This is a genomic window from Gottfriedia luciferensis (assembly GCF_002156865.1).
Classification (GTDB): Bacteria; Bacillota; Bacilli; order Bacillales; family Bacillaceae_G; genus Gottfriedia; species Gottfriedia luciferensis.
The window spans coordinates 16,324-34,734 of record NZ_NCTA01000018.1 but is presented as its reverse complement, the minus strand read 5'-3'; the positions used below and the strand labels follow the sequence as shown (position 1 = coordinate 34,734).

Sequence of the window (18,411 nt, the reverse complement as noted above, 5' to 3'; positions counted from 1 at the left end):
GTTACAATATTGTAATATAAATGATAAATATGTCTTTATCTGTCGATAAATAAACATCTTTTAGTAAGGAATACGAAATAAAACACTTCTATTTTTTAATAGAAGTGTTTTATTTGTAATTTATGTCAATTATCTAGTAGAAGAATTTTCGATATATACTCGATCATTTCTAACTAAATCTTCATATGTTTCTCGGCGAACTACTTCTCTTGATACTCCGTCTTTAACGAATACAACCGCTGGACGACGTATTCTATTATAGTTACTAGCCATTGAATAGCCGTAAGCACCTGTACATGATACCGCTAATAGATCATTGTTTTCTACGATAGGTAATTCACAATCCCAAATTAGCATGTCACCACTTTCACAGCATTTACCTGCTATCGATACAATTTCTTTATTCTCTTCATTTGCACGGTTCGCAAGCATCGCTTCATATTTTGATCCGTAAAGAGCTGGACGAATATTATCAGTCATCCCTCCATCAACAGATACATATTTACGAATAGAAGGAAGAGTTTTTGTAGAGCCAATTGTATAAAGTGTAGTTCCTGCCTCACCGACAATGCTGCGACCAGGTTCCAACCACAACTCTGGCAGTTTATAATCTAACTCTTCACATTGTTTTTTTATAATAGAAGTAATTGTATCAATATGCTTTGAAACAGCTAAAGGTTCATCTTCTGAAGTATATCGTATTCCAAAGCCTCCACCTACATTTAATATTTCAGCTGTATATCCTAAATCATTTTTAAGTCCATTTAAAAAGCTCATTAAAACATTGATTGCATGGACAAATCCGTCCGGCTCAAAAATCTGAGATCCTATATGTGAATGAATACCTAATAATTTAATGTTCGATGAATTTAATGAAGCCTCTACCGCCTCATTTGCTTGACCAGACATAATATCAAATCCAAATTTCGAATCCTCTTGTCCTGTCATAACATATTCATGTGTATGTGCCTCTACACCTGGTGTAACACGTAATAATATTGAAACCATTTCATCACGTTGCTCTGCTAAAGCTTGTAGTAATTCTAACTCAAAAAAGTTATCGACAACAAAACATCCAATTTTTGCATTTAATGCTTCTTCAATTTCGTCTATTGTTTTGTTATTCCCATGAAAGTGAATTTTCTCAGCTGGATAACCTGCTTGTAATGCTGTATAAAGTTCCCCACCAGATACTACATCTAAACATAGACCTTCTCTTTCAATTAAACGGGCTTGTTCAACGCACAAAAAAGCTTTACTTGCATATGCAACTTGATATTTCATACCTGTATTTTTTAAAGCTTCATGAAATTCCCTACATTTTGATTCAATTAGTGATTCGTCATAAATATAAAGAGGTGTACCGTACTCTTTTGCTAATTGTACTGTGCTACAACCTCCGATTTCTAGATGTCCTTCATTATTAATTCGACTATTGCCATGTAAATACATTCGTATTCTCCCTTCAAATCTTAATGTAAGATCATTCTAAGAAGCTCTCTCAATGTATTAGTGTATTAAAAAAGACACATGAAGGATATGTTCATGTGCCTATCGCTTTTAAAATAAAAGGACTTAGCCAATCACATCTCTTCAATAGCTCTTCACAAACACATGTGACAGTACTACATTTATTCAATGTAGTCCCAGAACTAAAATGTGTGGCATTTTAGTTCTTCGGCATCGGATCCTTTCTCGTTTCGTCATTGAACCCACAGTTCTCTTAAACGATACTCTTATACAATGCAACCTCTACGAATAGACTGTTTTTTATTATATTAGTCTATGTATAACACAATCTAAAAATAGATGTCAAACCATTTTTAAAAATATTAGACGATATACTAATTCCTTTGCTACACACAAGCTTTTCCTTTTCAAAATATACTCTATACTATAAAATATATTTTATGTGAATGAAAAGGTGATTTAAAATGAAAATCCATTTAAAGAATACAAAATTAAACATAAAAAAAACAAACCACTAACGATCTGTTAGTGGTTTTTCTTTTTTGTTGCGTTAGGACAAAACTCTTAACTTTGGTGGAAAAAATTGGTCAGGGGTGATTAGATTTGCATTCAAGCAAAATTGCAATACTATCAATATGTAGTAACACATTCATTGTTTTATTAAAATTAATTGTTGGAATCATTACAGGCTCTGTCGCGATCATTTCTGAAGCAATCCATTCTTTATTAGATTTAGTTGCTTCAGTCATTGCATTTTTCTCTGTAAAAATTTCAAATAGACCACCTGACAAGGACCATCCATATGGGCATGGAAAGTTCGAAAACATTTCAGGTACTGTTGAAACGATCTTAATATTTGTTGCAGGGATATGGATTATAATAGAATCCGTTCAAAAACTTCTTAATCCAACACCAATTAAACTGCCTATTATTGGTGTCGCTGTAATGTTAGTAGGTGCACTAATCAATTGGAAAGTTGGAAAAATTGTTCAAAAAGTAGGAAATGAAACTCATTCTGTTGCAATGCAATCGAATGCTTTACATTTATTAACTGATGTCTACTCATCTATTGGGGTTGCAGTTAGTTTAATTTTAGTGAGTCTCACAGGTTGGGTTTATCTTGATGCATTAATTGGGATCGGAATTGCCTTATATATAATGAAAGAGTCTATAGAACTTGGACGCAAATCGTTCACTCCTCTACTAGATACTGGACTTTCCTCTGAAGAACTTAAACAAATTGAAGACGTACTATCATCTTTTAAATCACAATATATCGAGTACCATGATTTGCGAACAAGACGCTCAGGAGCTGAAGAGCACATAGATTTCCATTTAGTATTACCTTCAAATATGAATATCGAGGAAGCTCATATCTTATGCGACAAAATTGAAAATGAAATAAAAAGTGTTTTAGTTGACCCTAAAATATTAATTCACGTTGAACCAGAAAATGAAAAAATTCGCAAACTATAAATATATATTTATAAAAAGCGTACCGATATAGGTACGCTTTTTTAAATAATAATTTCATCTGAAGTTTGACCTGAGTCATCACCTTTTAACTTTTGAGCTCTCATTGTAACCATTGCATAGCCGATTGCCATAATAATACCAAAGACATATCCACCAACAGTAAATATAATTGTACGTGAATAATATGCCTTTATTCCATACGTATCAACCATCCACCATTGTGCAAATGCAAATACTAAATCTTTTATGATCCAAGCGACAAATAAATATTGAAACAGCTTAAATAGTGAAGGATGTTTGTATAATTTCTTACTTTCTTCACGGTCTTGTCCCTGAATTGCTGCAATATCGATCATAAAATAATATGGTAATGGTTTTTTCAAAGCCAATAATAGTAAAAACACTACAACAAGTGCAAAGTGATAATACACATTGTATAGTATTAAATTTTTAGCATTACCCGCTAATAAGTCCACTGCTGTGCTAACTGTCATCGTTGAAATGATAAAAATACCAGTTATATTAAACTGCTTTGTGTACCAAAAACGAAATAGAGTATATAAAATACCTGGGATAGTCGGAACGATCATTGCCCAATAGTCGCCAAGATATGGTTTTAGAAATTTATATAAAACTAGTGGAAATACTAAATACAAAATTAGATCGTAAATAATTAAATTACTTTCCTTTTTCATTTTAATAACCTCATTTTTTATTGTCGTACTATTCAAATACCCCATATTGCCGATGGTTAAAAATGATTATAACAAAAAAGTCTAAGAGCACAAAATCTTAGTTTCAGGTTGTAATCAATGTCACTTATTTTTGATTATGAAACTTATTGTCCAAGTGATCTCTTTAAACCGTTCATTAATCCATCATGTAATCCTTCATGGAAGATGTTAAAGCTAATCATATCTCGCACTGTTTTAATTTCAAAACCACCTAGCTTCATCTCTTTTTGTAAGACTTCATCCAAACGTCCTTCGTATGTAGAAATAACTTGTTCTACTTGCTGTTCTAATAATGTAATAATTTCTTCAAATGATGGTGGCTCACCTTGCCAATCACTAGGTTTCGTTCCACCTTTAAAAAAGTCGATAATTTCTTTTGATAGACGATTTTCATCACCGGTATTTGCATATAGTAATTGCTCATATGCTCCTAAAATATGACCAGCATTCCAACGAATGTTGTTATTGAATCCTTTTGGAATTTTATCCACAACTTCTTTTGAAACAGAGTTAAGAATTCTTAATGTATAAAACCTTGTAAACCTAAGTTGTTCAAAAATTGAATCTTGCATCCCACTACCTCCGTAATATTCATGATAGTTACATCGTATCATGATTTGAAGGAAAATTTGCATTATAAAAGGAACATTCAATAGAATGTTCCCTCAGTCTACAGACAAAGTACTGAAAGTCAGATTAAAATAATGTCATAGAACCCGGTCCCGTTAGCAATAAACCTACAGAAGCTGCAAGTATTAGTAAATTAAACTCAAACCCGTTTGAGCTATTCCAAAATCCATTCTTTAAATGAACTTTTAAAACTGCTACTGCCATTACTATTATAATTAACCATGCACCGATTGTTGTATATACACCAGCCGCTACAAAGAATCCACCTACTATTTCTGCTGCCCCTGTTATAAATGCAAAAAATGCTCCTGGCTTGATTCCAATTGATTCCAACCATTGACCAGTTCCTTTAATACCGTAACCACCAAACCATCCAAACACTTTCTGTACTCCGTGAGCCACTAAAATAATACCTAAAACAAGTCTTAAGACTAATAAACCTTCATCAAGCATATCTCCACCTCAATTCTCTTTAATTTGAGATATTTATTGCTTAATCATTGTTATTCTTATTTTTACTTAAATATGTCATCTATAAAAAATTTAGAGCATGATTATAGAATTTTAAAAAAATGAATCAGTTTTCTCCAATTTTAAGAATAGAATAGGATAACAGAAGATTTCCAACATAAAAGGAGAGCATAGAACATGAAAAAAGTCGTTCCACTAATTGTAATCGGCTTTTGGATTTTGATGCTACTACTCGCTATTCGATATCATTTATTTCATTTATCATTGGTGGATATAAAGCATTTTATTGCAAACTCTCCAATTAATCCGATGGTATTATTTGTTTCAATTTTCTGCTCCAGAATCTTTCTATTCATACCTAGCTCTGTTCTTATAGTAGTAGGTAGCTTATTTTTTCATCCACTTGAAACAATTCTCTTATCTTTACTTGGAATGATCATTACTGAAACCATTATCTATCTTTTAAGTAAAAGTATTTCGAGTGATACAATTCAGCAATTTATGGAGAACAAATATCCTACTCTTTTTAAGGACATTATCACTAATCGAAAAAAATACTTATTCCTAACCGTTGCCACACCTCTAGCTCCTACCGATGGAGCCTGCTTTATCGCAGCTTCTATAAATATGCCATATTTATCTTACATTGCAATTGTTCTTGCGGGTAATATTCCAATCGCTATTCTTTATACTTTATATGGGAATTTCTTATTAGGTTCTCCTTGGATTACTTTAAGTATTTCTGCTACTGTCTTAACACTTTTTCTGGTCTACATTTTTCTTAAAAAGAAACAGAAAAACGATACTCATTACTCAGCCTGACAAATTAAGCATTTTTATTCATAATTAAATCGATTTTTATCGATAAAATAATCTATACTAAGATTAATTAAAAATTTTCAAGAAATAGAGGTGATTAAATGGAAACAAATAAGATTTTGTCCTCATTATGTTATTTTAGTATTTTCTTTGCACCTTTTTTATTCCCGATTATTGTATATTTTGTTGCTAAGGATTTACAAATCAAATCTCATTCTAAAAGAGCTCTTTTTTCGCATCTACTCCCGTTTATTACAATCATTGTTTTAGTTTTAATTTCTGTTTTCACATTTAATAGCATGGGTAATGGTGTGGGCTTTGCTGTTTTCGGTGGATTTGCACTAGCGGCCATCGTTAACCTAGTTGTCTTTATTTGGAATATTGTTCAAGGAATTAAAGTTTTAATGGGGTAAATCAGTTAAAATTTCTACAATATTTCTCAGGAAATTTTCATTTTCGACAAAATACAATTTAGCTCACATTAAGGGCAGTCTAAGCAACGGAGAAAAAGCGTTAGCTTGGAATTTAAAAGGCAATGTATTTTTTTTACATTGCCTTCTTTTTATTTACCAGAAACCAAATAAGCAGTACGCTTTGAATTGGCTCTCTTTATTGATTTTTTAATAATGAATGATAAACAGAAAATACAAGCCATTACAATTGAGCTTATTAGTGCTAATTGAGATGTCGTTAATGAGAATAATTTAGCTAAGTATACTGAGTATGATAATAGTGAAGAAGTAATTAATTTTGAAATCGAAGCAATTACAATGAACTTTTTGAAAGATACTCTACTAATTCCGGCGCCAACACAAATAATTTCATCAGGTAATATTGGAATGATAAACATTAATGTTAAAATAAGCGTTTCATTTTTCAAAACATATTCCTGATACTTTTTTAGCTGCTTTTCTTTAACAAATTTAGATACTAGCTTCAGTCCACCTATTCTTGCTATAAGATACATCACGACAATCCCTAAACTGGAACCTAAAAATCCGATAGCTGCTCCTGATAATGAACCTATTACAGCACTACCTGCAGGGATCGTAATTGCTTCAGGTAATGGTAAGATAATCGGTTGAAAAAAGCATATTACGAAAAATAATAATTTTGCTGTAGAAATATGATCTGTTAGGATCTTTTCAATTCCATACATATCTACGAAAACTAAAAATTTTGTGATATAAAATACTAATCCGGCGCCTCCAATACATAAAAACAAGATGATAAGTGCAATTCTTGGAATGATTAATAGGTTTTTATGATTTGATAAAATAAGAACAAAATCAAGCAATACTATTCCCATAATTGTAAGGATTAGTAATAACTTGTACACCACTACTATCGTAGGTAAAAAAAGTATTAATAAAAAGATAGAAATTGTAGCTACTACAACATGTAATGTAATTTCCTTCATACATTTTAATTGTTTATTTTCATTCCTCAAAGAATTCATCTCCCTACTACACGACCGATACCTTGTTTCATCGTTTTATATAAATCTACTGACTATATAATAGTAAAAAATTGAGAGAGTATTTTAAATGCACCTAAGGATTAAACAAACTACGACTTAAGGCTTATTCTAAGGAAATTTCCACCTTAAACATCTATTTTTACATCTAATGTTAAAACGATTATTCGACTTGCGACAGAAAATGTCCTTTTTCTGCTGTTGAATTCCATTACGGAATTGTAGATATGCCTCAGATGATTTTATCCATTCCAAATTAACCATACTATTTGAACACTAAAAAACGACTGTCATTTGACAGTCGTTTCAGTTTTTTTCTGGTTGTTAATTAATTTAATACCCAGATTAAAAATCAAAATGATCTGGGTCTGGACCCACTCGATGATTCTGATTTAGAGCATTGATTAAAGTCATATCTTCTTCAGTTAGTTCAAAGTCGAAGATATTAGCATTTTCTTGAATTCGATGTTCTTTGATTGATTTTGGAATAATGACAATACCGTTTTGTAGATGCCAACGTAAAACTACTTGAGCGATTGATTTATTATGCTTGTTTGCTATTTCTTGTAATGTTTCATTTTCGAATAACTGCCCTTGCATTAATGGCGCCCATGCTTCGACTTGTATCGAATTTTCTTTTAAAAATTCTCTTAGTTCAACCTGGCTTAACATTGGATGTAATTCAATTTGATTTACCATAGGCATAATTTCAGCATTCGCTATTACTTCTTTTAAATGATGAATTTGGAAGTTACTCATTCCAATCGCTTTTACTTTGCCATTTTTATATAGTGTTTCAAGTGCTTTCCATGATTCAACAAATTTGCCTTCTACTGGCCAATGAATTAAATATAAGTCTAAATAATCAAGACCTAATTTCTTTAAACTTAATTCAAAAGCATCTAAAGTTGACTGGTAACCTAAATCTGCATTCCATACTTTTGAAGTAATAAATAACTCTTCTCGTTTAAGTCCATTTTCTTCTAATGCTTCTTTTATTCCTTGACCTACTCCTTCTTCATTTTGATAGATTGCGGCAGTATCTATGCTGCGGTAGCCATTTCTTATAGCTGCCTTAACGGAGTCTATTACGACTTGCCCATCCTCTACTTGGAAAACTCCTAACCCTAAAACAGGCATTTCTAAACCATTGTTTAATTTTACTCGATTATTTATACCATTCATCTTTCTAACTCCATTTTTATTCTGTTTTTATATTGTTTTCGATTTTCTTTTTTCTAAAGAAGCACTCCAAATACTTAGCAGAACTGCTCCAAATACCATAATTCCACCAATCCATGGTGTATGAATTAGGCCGATTGTATCCACAATTATACCGCCGATAAATGCACCAATTGCAATACCGATATTAAATGCTGCAATATTTAACGCAGATGCAATGTCTACAGCTGTAGGAACGTACTTTTCAGCTAATTTGACAACATAAATTTGAAGACCTGGTACATTCATAAAGGCAAGTATACCTAAGAAAAATATTGTAACGACTCCAACTAGTTTAAATGGTGCTGTAAATGTTAGAACTACGAGTATAATCGCTTGAACGACAAACATCCAAGTTAAGGCTTTTAAGGGATTCTCATTAGCCGCTTTTCCTCCAACTGTATTCCCAATCGCTACTGCAATTCCATAAACTAGTAAGATCAAACTCACTGCATTTGGAGCAAACCCAGTAATTTTTTCAAGAATTGGTGCCAAGTATGTGAATGCTACAAAAGTTCCGCCATACCCTAGTGCTGTAATAGAAAAAGCTAAAAGTAATGGAGCATTTGTTAAAACCTTTAAGTTATCGCTAAATTTTGAAGCCGGTGCTTGTTTAATTGTTTTTGGAACAAGAATTGCGATTGCTATGATCGCAATTAAACCTAATAAAGCAACAGCCCAAAAAGTTGATCTCCATCCAAAATGCTGACCAATAAATGTCCCTAGTGGAACACCAGTTACAGTTGCAACAGTTAATCCAGTAAACATAAAGGCGATTGCACTAGCCCGTTTGTTTTCAGGAACTACATCCGCAGCAATTGTTGAGCCAATTGCAAAGAACACCCCATGTGAAAATGAAGTAATAATTCGTGCAACTAGCAATAATTCAAAGCTAGTTGATAAAGCAGCCACACTATTACCTACGATAAAAATAATCATTAATAGCATTAATAACGTTTTTCGACTTATTTTATTTGTTAAAGCCGTTAAAATTGGCGCTCCAAATGCTACACCCATTGCATAGCCCGAAATTAATAACCCTGCTAATGTAATTGAAATTTTCAAGTCATCAGCAAGAGTTGATAATAAACCAACAGGAACAAATTCAGTTGTTCCAATCCCAAATGCACTAATAGCTAAAGCCATTAATGCAGGCGTGCCACCTTTTTTCTCTTGTATATTTATCGCAGTAGCAGTCGAATTCATAAGAATCCTCCTTGTTTTTAATATTTTTAATTTGAGTACAAAGAAACATGGCGCCTGAATAAAGTCTCATTGTCACTCAAAACATATATGAAACGAAATAGTTAAAAGTTTATCGTTTATACTTTTCAATTCTCATTGTGGAAACTAGATAATCCATTAACTATTTGTCATTATGAGCGATAGGATACAGTAAGAGAAGTATGCACTTTGAAGTGATATAGTTACTTTTTAGTAACATTTTTGAGAATAAAGGGTTAAATCTTGGAAAATTTTATAAAATAAATTTTATCGGATTAGAAACTACACAGTTCGTAGAGAGAATGATATGATATTTTAATCGTAAATAGTATTCAAAACAGATCTTTTTATTGAATAAAATAGCACTTGACTAAGGAGAGGAGAAATATGAAGAAATATAATATTCCAGTAGAAGCTTCATTAGATGTTATAGGCGGTAAATGGAAGGTCGTTATTCTTTGTCATTTAACAAAAGGAACGAAAAGGACGAGTCAATTAAAAAGATTAATGCCTAACATTACCCAAAAAATGCTAACTCAACAATTGAAAGAGTTACAAGAAGACAATATTGTTAAACGTGAAGTTTTTAATCAAGTTCCACCAAAAGTAGAGTATTCTTTGACTGAGTACGGCTGGTCTCTAAAAGAAGTCTTAGATTTATTATGTACTTGGGGAGAGAACCATATCGAACAAATGTATCCTGACAAAAACGAAGTACTTCTTCCACCTGTAGAAGATGAAATAACTTTATAAATCTAAACAAAAAACTCCTTTTTAAGGAGTTTTTGTTTAGTCGTTTCATTTATTAAAGTCCACTTTTATCGTCTGTGCCTTAGCAATTGTATTATGTTTTTCATCTAATACATCACTTGTTGTTAATTCAATCCCATTTATACCTGGGGAATCTTTTCCAACAATAAATCCCATCGCGCCTTGCTTTGAGGCATTCGGGCCAATTTCTCCACCTAAATATTCAATATAGAAATCATCTTTAAATTCCTTTTGTTCTTTATTGCTTGTTATTAAATGTGAAACTGGACCAAAGTGTAAATTTTCTGCTGAATGATTAATTAGTTCAACCTCTACTTTTATAAATCTGAAACTTTCGTAGCTCTCTGTATAGTAATGGAAATAATCCATTAATGAGTAGGTTGGTAAGTTTTTAATAAGCTTTACATTTTTAATTTTCATTTCAATAGGTCCGATTGTATAAGTCTTATTTAATGAAGCAATAGCTTCCAAAGTTACTTCACCTTTTTCATCTTTAAGAACCTGACCTTTATGAAGTAAGGTAGTATCATCTGAAACCTGAGGATTCGGAACATAAATATCAGAAATAGATTTCGCTCTATTTTTGGACATTGTAGAATTGTTCTTTACGTTTTTAGCAGCAACAGTTTTTTCCTCTTTCTGTACAAAGTTACATCCAGAAAGCAGCAAAGATAGTAAAATAAGCGGAATTATTTTTTTCATAGAAATCCCCTCTCATCCATAAGTTACTTAGAAAAATCCCGTTAAACATTCTCATTCAACGGGACTAATCATCTTATTTACCATTCTTTAAAATATTGAAGATGTTTTTGGCTTGATCTGTGTTATCAATTTTACCTGCAAATAATTGACTTCCAGGGCCATATGCATAAACATTCACGTCTTCACCAGTGTGTCCACTTGTCGTCCAACCAGTAACTGTTCTGTTATCAAAAATTGCTTCAATTGCATTATCAATTTCTAACGCATTTTTTGACTGAGCTGCTGTTTTAACTGATTGAATTTCTTCGGGTTTTAAATCTAAATTAATATAAGATTTTAATGTGCTTTCTACATCTGCACCTTTACTGATTTGTTCTGCCATGAAATCTGGTGTTCGTTTAGCTGCAGTGATTGGAGCGCCATACCAGTTGTAGTCACCTTTGGCACCAATTGAATAGCCTCCTGTTGAATGGTCAGCAGTTGCAACAACTAATGTATGCTTGTCCTTTTTAGCAAACGCAATTGCAGCTTTAAATGCCTTTTCAAAATCTTCCATTTCACTCATTGCGGCAACAATGTCATTGTCATGCCCAGCCCAATCGATTTGACTACCTTCTACCATTAAAAAGAATCCATCTTTATCTTTACTAAGCTTGTTAATTGCCGTATTTGTCATGTCGCTTAGAGATGGCATAGAATCTTCACGATCAATCATCTTCGGCATACCACCTGGAGCAAATAAACCTAAAATTTTATTGTTTTTATCTTTTAACATTTCACTTTTATTTGTTACATATGAGTAACCATCTTTTTTGAATTGTTTTGTTAAATCACGATCATCTCGTACGAAATTACTTAATCCGCCACCTAACATTACGTCAATTTTATGACCGCCTTTAATCATCTCATCATAATAATCGTCAGCAATGGCATTCATATTTTTACGACTTACATCATGTGCCCCGTAAGAAGCTGGTGTAGCATGAGTAATTTCTGATGTAGCAACTAAACCTGTTGATTTCCCTTTTTCTTTTGCAGCTTCAAGTACTGTTTTTACTTTTGATCCATCATTATCTACACCAATTGCCGCATTGTATGTTTTAACACCAGCTGACATTGCTGTTGCGGCTGCAGCAGAATCAGTAATGTTTTGCAACGGATCCTCTGGGTATGTCATTTGTTGTCCAACTAAATAATGATCAAATTCTGTTTGTTCGACTACTTTTGTTTTTGGATCATCTTTTAAATAGCGGTAAGCAGTTGTGTATGAAACGCCCATACCGTCTCCAATTAAAAAGATTACATTTCTAATTTCATCTTTCTTTGAAACTTCTTTAGCTTGTACTTCTTGATTTGCAACTGATCCAATAATTGCACCAAATGCAATAGTTGATAACACGGCCACTGGAATTAGTTTCTTTTTAAGCGTATTTCTAAACATTAGAAAAACCTCCTTAAAATTAAAAAATAATTAGAATTTACTTTTTAATTCTAATGAGTTTTTATTAAATTGATTCAGAGTCTTTGTAAATTGAGAATAAAGAATTATTTTTAAACGGTAAATTCTATCAATGTTTATTAATTCATCTCTAATTGTTTCAAAGAATACTTCACAAATACATCACATTTTTATACTAAAATGACTAATTGAATAAGAGTGGTTAATTTAACTAAGTACTATTAATAAATTTGAGAATTTACATTATATTAAATTAAGCACTAATTTCTACATAAAGAAGGAGATTTATATGAAAAAAGGTTTGGCTTTCATTATTTTGTTACTATTTTTATTCCCCACTATGGCAAGTGCACATACGAAACTTGTATCGTCTAACCCATCTAATGGGCAAGTTGTGACGGAGCCAATCAATCAAATTACAATAGAATTTGAAGAAGCTCTTGAGAAATTAGGTACGGTAAAATTGTATAAAACAGGAGCTGCTGCTACTGTTGCAAACGTATCAGTTAAGGGTAATAAACTGATTGCTGACTTACCAAACAGTTTAGAAAATGGTGATTATAAAATTGAATGGAAAGTAATAAGTGAAGATGGTCATCCAGTTACAGGTCAAATCCCATTTAAAGTTCAGTTAAAGCAGGTTGAAAATAAGGCTACAACTGAAAATAAAACGACTGACAAAGCAGTTAAGGATAAAGCTACAGAAAAACAACATAAGGAAGCTACTCCTAAAAAAGAAAAATCTAAATACCTTATTCCATTAGTTGCAATCGGTGTATTTGGAATCGCGTTAATGGTTGGTGGAGTTTTACTTTGGAATAGAAAATGAGTTATATCATTCCGTTAACTGAATTTATTTCTTATGTGCTTTATTCGATATTGGCAGGAAAATTCATATTAGACTTTGTTCCTACTAGTAAAAAACCTACACTAAGCATTTCTAAAAAAACTGTAAGCTGGATTATTATTGGAGCATTGTTCTTCTCTTTGTTTCCTGTTTTAAGAGTAATACTCTTTTTTCTAGATGATATTAATCTTAAATTAGCGATTTACACTGTGTTTATAAAGACAGCCATCGGGAATGCATGGATCTACTCTGCTCTATTTGCGATTATGTTAGGGATTAATATCTTTAGTGATGGCAAAAAGTTTTTTAATTTCTTTTGGTTCCTCTTAATGATTTTAAGTATCGGTTATGCAGGTCATATTACTTCTATGAATTTTTGGCTGGGCTTGATCTTCCAAAGTAGCCATTTACTAATGGTTTCTATATGGAGTGGAGTATTATTTCATGTCGCATGGCTTGCTAAAGATACGAAAAACTATACCAACTTTTTAAGATGGTTTACCCCTTTAGCAATAATTTGCGTTATCGTTATATTTAGTAGCGGAACCGTTTTAATGTTAGAAGTCGTAAAACTCAAAGACTATACAAATGCTTGGTTATTACCTTATGGACAAATGTTACTATTAAAGCATATTAGTATTATTCCAGTCTTATTTTTTGCTTTTTTTAACAGCATACTAATAAAAAAGACCGCTGATAACACATCTAATAACATAAGAAAATGGTTAAAAGCTGAGTACATTATGATTACATTCGTTTTCTTTTTCACAGCAATAATGGGTACTCAATCTCCTCCACATCATATTAATTTAACTTTGAAAAATGAAGGATCTTCTAAATGGATTGAATTTCTGATGGGAATTGATATTGTTTCGCCAATGAGAATAGCCTTTACTTTTACATTGGAAGGAACATTGCTGATGAGTATGTCAATTATCTTCCTAGTGTTACTAGTAATCAGCTTTATAAAAAAGACGAAGATCATCTTACCGATAGGATTTGGCATTTGTTTTGTCATTGCACTGTATCTAGGCTTAATGTCTAACGTATCAGTCCAATAAAGAAAACTCGCCGATTGGCGAGCCTTTAGGCGAAGAAAGGTTGGTTGCACTTATACTTCATACTTTAAATTGGAAACTACGTTGAATTTTCTAAACACTACCAATTTATACTTCTTAATTTGTAAAAAAAGATTGTACTTATGTATTGAATACATATTGTACAATCTTTTTTATTTAGCTCTTACTAATCTATTTGTTAACGTCCATGTCTCCAGTTTGTTGGTTGACCTGACGAAGGGCAATTTGGGAATTTTTGTCCTGCTGTTAATTCAACATGTTCACCGTCAGCGTCAGTATAATACCCTGTTATCATAACTGTCTCACCTGTTTTATGTGTGTGTTGGTATCCTTGATTTTGATCCATAATAATCCTCCCATTCCAATTTAAATTGAACAAAGATTACTATTTCCCTCATTATAGTTAATTATTCTAAAAACACTATTCGTTTTCTTCTTTATTTTGCTTTTCGTGAACTAGATTTCTCCAGCTTAAATCTCCTCGTTCTAGTCCATGTATTAATATTTCCGCTGTTCCCATATTTGTGGCTAAAGGGATTGAATAAACATCACATAAACGAATTAAAGCTAAAATATCTGGTTCATGTGGTTGTGCTGTAAGTGGATCACGAAAGAAAATGACAATATCCATTAAGTTTTTTGCTATTAATGAGCCAATTTCTTGATCTCCCCCTAATGGTCCAGAATTAAATCGATGTATTTTTAAGTTTGTACTTTCCATAATTCTTGTTCCAGTTGTACCAGTAGAATATAGTTCATGCTTAGATAAAATAGATTCATATGCCTTTGCAAAATTTACTAAATCATTTTTCTTTTGATCATGTGCAATGAAAGCAACTTTCAAATATAAACATTCCTTTCTTAAATAGAAAATGGAATTCAAAGGCTTGAACATACTTTAGAATCCCTAATTTCAAAAATACATTTTTTCAGTATAAAAACACTTTAATGTAAGAATAAAACCAATTTTATTCTTTGTAAATCATAAGTAACGTTGGAACCATTAGCGTTATCTCGCTAAATTAGTTTAAGGTTATTCGATGGTGCTATTTATCTTCATTATACTCTTTTTCCATTACAGGAATTTATTTACTAGAATATTGTTTGCATCTTTTTTTCGGTTATTCTTATTATTGAATGCTTAGTGCAAATATAGTTCTCAAAAGTATAGTCAAATTGGAAGAGCCATCATATAATAAATTAGTGTTTTTATTAATAAAGTGAGGTGGAACATTTTTATGGGTAGTCCCAGTATAAGTAGGTCGGGTTATATTCCGATATCAGAGGAAGTCATTCAACTGAATAGTAAAGGCGGATTACTACATAAAAATAATATCCGTCTTCCATAATCGATAAAATGACTTCCTCTCTTCAAGAGGAGGTTAATGGAATGGTACAAAAAATTTGGCAACAAATGAATCTAAAAAGATACGTCAAAAAACCTATTAAAATTCAAGGATTTGATATTGATTTAAACCAAGAGAATCTATCACGTATTGATCGACTTGTTGATCGTTACGAAGTAGAAATTCTTCACCAATTAGATAATGAATACATCCAAAAAACGAAATGGTCTGAAAAACTAGCTGATAAAATTGCTCAATTTGGGGGCAGTTGGAAGTTTATCATTTGGTTTAGTTTTATACTTGCATCTTGGATTTTATGGAATTGTTTACAACTAACAAATCGGTTTCATTTTGATGAGCCACCATTTATTCTACTAAATTTATGTTTATCATTTATCGCAGCTTTCCAAGCACCAGTTATTATGATGAGTCAGAATCGTCAAGCAGCACGTGATAAACATGAATCTGTCATCGACTTTGCAATTAACTATAAGGCTGAACAAGAAATCGATGACATGCAAAACCGTCTTACAAATATCGAAGGTCAATTATCAGAGATTAGAAATTTACTAAAAGACTTAAAGGAACAATCTGAAAAATGAATAGAAAACGAATGGGGCTGTCTCGTAAGTCAATCTGACAATGAGAAAGCCCCTTTATTATTGTAACTCTATATTTTTGATACATATCTTTAGCCAAACCCAATAGGACTAACCCCCTAAGTCTATTTACGCAGGTGGGCTTCATTTCCAATGATTCAACTCCACTCTATCATTCGTCTAAAAAGCCATGTCATTATTTGCAGGAAAATGGTATCACCGTGAAGAATTATTGAAGAAAACAATATTATATTCTTTAAGCAAAGTGCGTTTTTAATTTCACAAATATTCTGTTATTCATTTTTGCCGCAACTATTATGACTCACGCTATTTATTTTCAAAGGTAATATCAAACGAAATGATACAGGGAGATGTGAATAAATGTTAGAAGTAGGTACTTTAAATGAAACCGAACAAACCATTTTTAAGCATACAGGTCCGATCATACAAACAGTTGACCGCGAGATTCAGATTATTGATCGTCTAGAAGAACCGCTAATTGTCTTACTCGGTAATGTTTTAAGTGATGAAGAGTGCGATGAGCTAATTAACCAAGCGAAACATCAAATGAAGAGGTCTAAAATTGGCTTAACTCGGGATGAAAGTGAAATGCGCACAAGTCGCGGTATGTTTTTTGATGAAAGTGAAACGGAACTCATCAAACGGATTGAAAACCGAATTGAAACGATTATGGATATTCCAATTGAGCATGCTGAACCATTACAAGTCCTTCATTATGAACCTGGACAACAATATAAACCACATTTTGATTACTTTTCTACTAATCCGACCTACAATAATAGAATTAGCACACTTATTCTCTATTTAAATGATGTTGAAGAAGGCGGAGAAACGTTTTTTCCTACACTTAATTATTCTGTCGCTGCAAAAAAAGGCATGGGGCTTTACTTTGAATACTTTTATCAGGATGAAAAAATTAATGAACAAACTATCCATGCAGGAAACCCTGTCATTAGCGGAGAAAAATGGGTTGCGACACAGTGGATGAGACGAAAACGTATTCGCTGATTACAAAAAAATTATCCAAAAGAGGATGGTCATTCATGATTATCCTCTTTTACTTATGTAACTTATTCCATTTTTATCCTATAAAAAATTTGCTAATTTGGTATTAATATCTTTAAAATGGTATTAATTGTGTTTTTATTTTCAATAAACACATTAAATAGCCTGAATTGAAATGGAAAAAAGGAGAATGAATTAGATGACAAATCAAAAAGAAACTAACGCTTTGCCACCAAAAACATGTACAATTGAACGCCTTATTACGATTAAGGAAGATATCGAAAAAGTACTGGCAGGACAAAAAACGGCTACTCGCCGCAACGGGAGATATGCAGATATTGGTGAAGTGATGACTCTTGAAAATCGTCAGTTTGTTGTTGAACGTGTTTATTCACAATCCCTTGGTGAATTGACAGATGAGCATGCTAAACAAGAAGGCTATACCAATGTAGAAGAGTATAAGCAATCTATCCTATCCATTCACCCTGGAATGCCTTGGCTTCCAAATATGAGAGTTTGGGTTCATGAGTTTAGCCTCATCCAAGATTAAATGATATGCTGTATCGATTGCTTCTATATATACATATCTCTAGTGTAATCTTATCTATTGGCCCATTTTTTATTTTGTTTCCAATCCTAAAAAAGCTGAATGTCTCCGAGTCCGCGATACAGCAGAGCTATCTTGATGTATTCCGTTTTGCAGTCAGATTGGCTAAGCATGCTGGGCATGTACTGGTTGGATCAGGGGTTTTGTTGGTACTAGTAGGTTCTTGGTCATGGAAGACCTCTTGGATTGTAATGACTATACTTCTTTTAGTAAGTTCATTATTCTTTCTAGCTAGAGCCTTTTCGCCAACCATTCGAAAATTCAGCGAACCAGACCAGGACCGAGGAACATTAATTCAATTACTTCGTCGTTCTACCTGGATTTACATCATTCTTTTGATGGTTATGCTATGGTTTATGGTGGTAAAGCCTACATTATGGTAGATATGATTCAATGTAAGCAGACAGGTTGTCTTCTATCGAAGAAACCTTGTCTTTTTTTTTATCGATGATA

At 32.4% G+C, this 18,411-nt stretch carries 21 protein-coding genes and 1 riboswitch; of the genes, 10 read left to right on the top strand and 11 right to left on the bottom strand.

The features are described 5' to 3' along the window. Positions 1-129 precede the first annotated feature (129 nt). Positions 130-1,452 carry a diaminopimelate decarboxylase gene (gene lysA / locus B7R67_RS13525; RefSeq protein WP_088071267.1) on the bottom strand — a complete coding sequence of 441 codons (1,323 nt, stop codon included), beginning with the start codon at positions 1,450-1,452 and terminating at the stop codon, positions 130-132. A gap of 137 nt (positions 1,453-1,589) precedes the next feature. Then, positions 1,590-1,763, bottom strand: a riboswitch (Lysine riboswitch). 310 nt (positions 1,764-2,073) lie between these two features. Between lysA and B7R67_RS13520 the strand changes: the two genes are divergently transcribed. Then, on the top strand, positions 2,074-2,946 hold the full coding sequence (locus B7R67_RS13520; RefSeq protein WP_088071265.1) for a cation diffusion facilitator family transporter: 873 nt from the start codon (positions 2,074-2,076) through the stop codon (positions 2,944-2,946). A gap of 41 nt (positions 2,947-2,987) precedes the next feature. On the opposite strand, the gene B7R67_RS13515 is transcribed toward B7R67_RS13520, so the two are convergent. From B7R67_RS13515 to B7R67_RS13505, 3 genes are all read right to left on the bottom strand, one after another. Beyond that, on the bottom strand, positions 2,988-3,641 hold the full coding sequence (locus B7R67_RS13515; RefSeq protein ID WP_088071263.1) for a VC0807 family protein: 654 nt from the start codon (positions 3,639-3,641) through the stop codon (positions 2,988-2,990). Between the two features lie 143 nt (positions 3,642-3,784). After that, positions 3,785-4,252, bottom strand: coding sequence for a DinB family protein (locus B7R67_RS13510; RefSeq protein ID WP_158095107.1), 468 nt, complete (start codon positions 4,250-4,252; stop codon positions 3,785-3,787). A 124-nt stretch (positions 4,253-4,376) separates the two neighbouring features. After that, on the bottom strand, positions 4,377-4,763 hold the full coding sequence (locus tag B7R67_RS13505) for a DoxX family protein (protein ID WP_088071259.1): 387 nt from the start codon (positions 4,761-4,763) through the stop codon (positions 4,377-4,379). Between the two features lie 195 nt (positions 4,764-4,958). Here B7R67_RS13505 and B7R67_RS13500 point away from each other — a divergent pair, with 195 nt between their 5' ends. After that, positions 4,959-5,603, top strand: coding sequence for a TVP38/TMEM64 family protein (locus B7R67_RS13500; protein WP_088071257.1), 645 nt, complete (start codon positions 4,959-4,961; stop codon positions 5,601-5,603). Between the two features lie 98 nt (positions 5,604-5,701). Continuing rightward, a complete protein-coding gene (locus B7R67_RS13495) occupies positions 5,702-6,013 on the top strand; it encodes a DUF4870 domain-containing protein (protein WP_088071256.1) in 312 nt (103 codons plus the stop codon). 149 nt (positions 6,014-6,162) lie between these two features. On the opposite strand, the gene B7R67_RS13490 is transcribed toward B7R67_RS13495, so the two are convergent. The 3 genes from B7R67_RS13490 to B7R67_RS13480 all read right to left on the bottom strand — a co-directional run bounded on the left by B7R67_RS13490 (position 6,163) and on the right by B7R67_RS13480 (position 9,504). Then, on the bottom strand, positions 6,163-7,050 hold the full coding sequence (locus tag B7R67_RS13490; protein WP_158095106.1) for a TVP38/TMEM64 family protein: 888 nt from the start codon (positions 7,048-7,050) through the stop codon (positions 6,163-6,165). Between the two features lie 372 nt (positions 7,051-7,422). Then, positions 7,423-8,262: an aldo/keto reductase gene (locus tag B7R67_RS13485; protein ID WP_088071252.1), complete on the bottom strand. Its 840-nt coding sequence runs from the start codon at positions 8,260-8,262 to the stop codon at positions 7,423-7,425. Between the two features lie 27 nt (positions 8,263-8,289). After that, positions 8,290-9,504, bottom strand: coding sequence for an MFS transporter (locus B7R67_RS13480; RefSeq protein ID WP_088071249.1), 1,215 nt, complete (start codon positions 9,502-9,504; stop codon positions 8,290-8,292). Between the two features lie 405 nt (positions 9,505-9,909). On the opposite strand from B7R67_RS13480, the gene B7R67_RS13475 reads away from it, so the two are divergent. Then, on the top strand, positions 9,910-10,275 hold the full coding sequence (locus B7R67_RS13475; RefSeq protein WP_088071247.1) for a winged helix-turn-helix transcriptional regulator: 366 nt from the start codon (positions 9,910-9,912) through the stop codon (positions 10,273-10,275). Between the two features lie 45 nt (positions 10,276-10,320). On the opposite strand, the gene B7R67_RS13470 is transcribed toward B7R67_RS13475, so the two are convergent. Together B7R67_RS13470 and B7R67_RS13465 are read right to left on the bottom strand one after the other, a co-directional pair. Further along, positions 10,321-10,995, bottom strand: coding sequence for a hypothetical protein (locus B7R67_RS13470; RefSeq protein WP_088071245.1), 675 nt, complete (start codon positions 10,993-10,995; stop codon positions 10,321-10,323). A 73-nt stretch (positions 10,996-11,068) separates the two neighbouring features. Next, complete coding sequence (locus B7R67_RS13465) at positions 11,069-12,436, bottom strand: alkaline phosphatase (protein WP_088071243.1); 1,368 nt, start codon at positions 12,434-12,436, stop codon at positions 11,069-11,071. Between the two features lie 307 nt (positions 12,437-12,743). On the opposite strand from B7R67_RS13465, the gene B7R67_RS13460 reads away from it, so the two are divergent. After that, complete coding sequence (locus B7R67_RS13460; protein ID WP_088071241.1) at positions 12,744-13,283, top strand: copper resistance CopC family protein; 540 nt, start codon at positions 12,744-12,746, stop codon at positions 13,281-13,283. After that, positions 13,280-14,362: a copper resistance D family protein gene (locus B7R67_RS13455; protein ID WP_088071239.1), complete on the top strand. Its 1,083-nt coding sequence runs from the start codon at positions 13,280-13,282 to the stop codon at positions 14,360-14,362. Before B7R67_RS13460 ends, B7R67_RS13455 begins: the two co-directional genes overlap by 4 nt. A 196-nt stretch (positions 14,363-14,558) precedes the next feature. On the opposite strand, the gene B7R67_RS22180 is transcribed toward B7R67_RS13455, so the two are convergent. Together B7R67_RS22180 and mgsA are read right to left on the bottom strand one after the other, a co-directional pair. Continuing rightward, positions 14,559-14,726, bottom strand: a complete 168-nt coding sequence (locus tag B7R67_RS22180; protein WP_158095105.1) for a hypothetical protein — start codon at positions 14,724-14,726, stop codon at positions 14,559-14,561. Positions 14,727-14,801: 75 nt separating this feature from the next. Beyond that, a complete protein-coding gene (gene mgsA, locus B7R67_RS13450) occupies positions 14,802-15,224 on the bottom strand; it encodes a methylglyoxal synthase (protein ID WP_088071238.1) in 423 nt (140 codons plus the stop codon). A gap of 546 nt (positions 15,225-15,770) precedes the next feature. Here mgsA and B7R67_RS13445 point away from each other — a divergent pair. The 4 genes from B7R67_RS13445 to B7R67_RS22510 all read left to right on the top strand — a co-directional run bounded on the left by B7R67_RS13445 (position 15,771) and on the right by B7R67_RS22510 (position 18,341). After that, complete coding sequence (locus B7R67_RS13445) at positions 15,771-16,328, top strand: DUF1003 domain-containing protein (protein WP_088071236.1); 558 nt, start codon at positions 15,771-15,773, stop codon at positions 16,326-16,328. Between the two features lie 378 nt (positions 16,329-16,706). Continuing rightward, complete coding sequence (locus tag B7R67_RS13440) at positions 16,707-17,354, top strand: 2OG-Fe(II) oxygenase (protein ID WP_088071234.1); 648 nt, start codon at positions 16,707-16,709, stop codon at positions 17,352-17,354. A 196-nt stretch (positions 17,355-17,550) separates the two neighbouring features. Then, a complete protein-coding gene (locus B7R67_RS13435) occupies positions 17,551-17,901 on the top strand; it encodes an ASCH domain-containing protein (protein WP_088071232.1) in 351 nt (116 codons plus the stop codon). Positions 17,902-17,906: 5 nt separating this feature from the next. Beyond that, positions 17,907-18,341: a hypothetical protein gene (locus tag B7R67_RS22510; RefSeq protein ID WP_088071230.1), complete on the top strand. Its 435-nt coding sequence runs from the start codon at positions 17,907-17,909 to the stop codon at positions 18,339-18,341. The last annotated feature ends 70 nt before the right edge of the window (positions 18,342-18,411 follow it).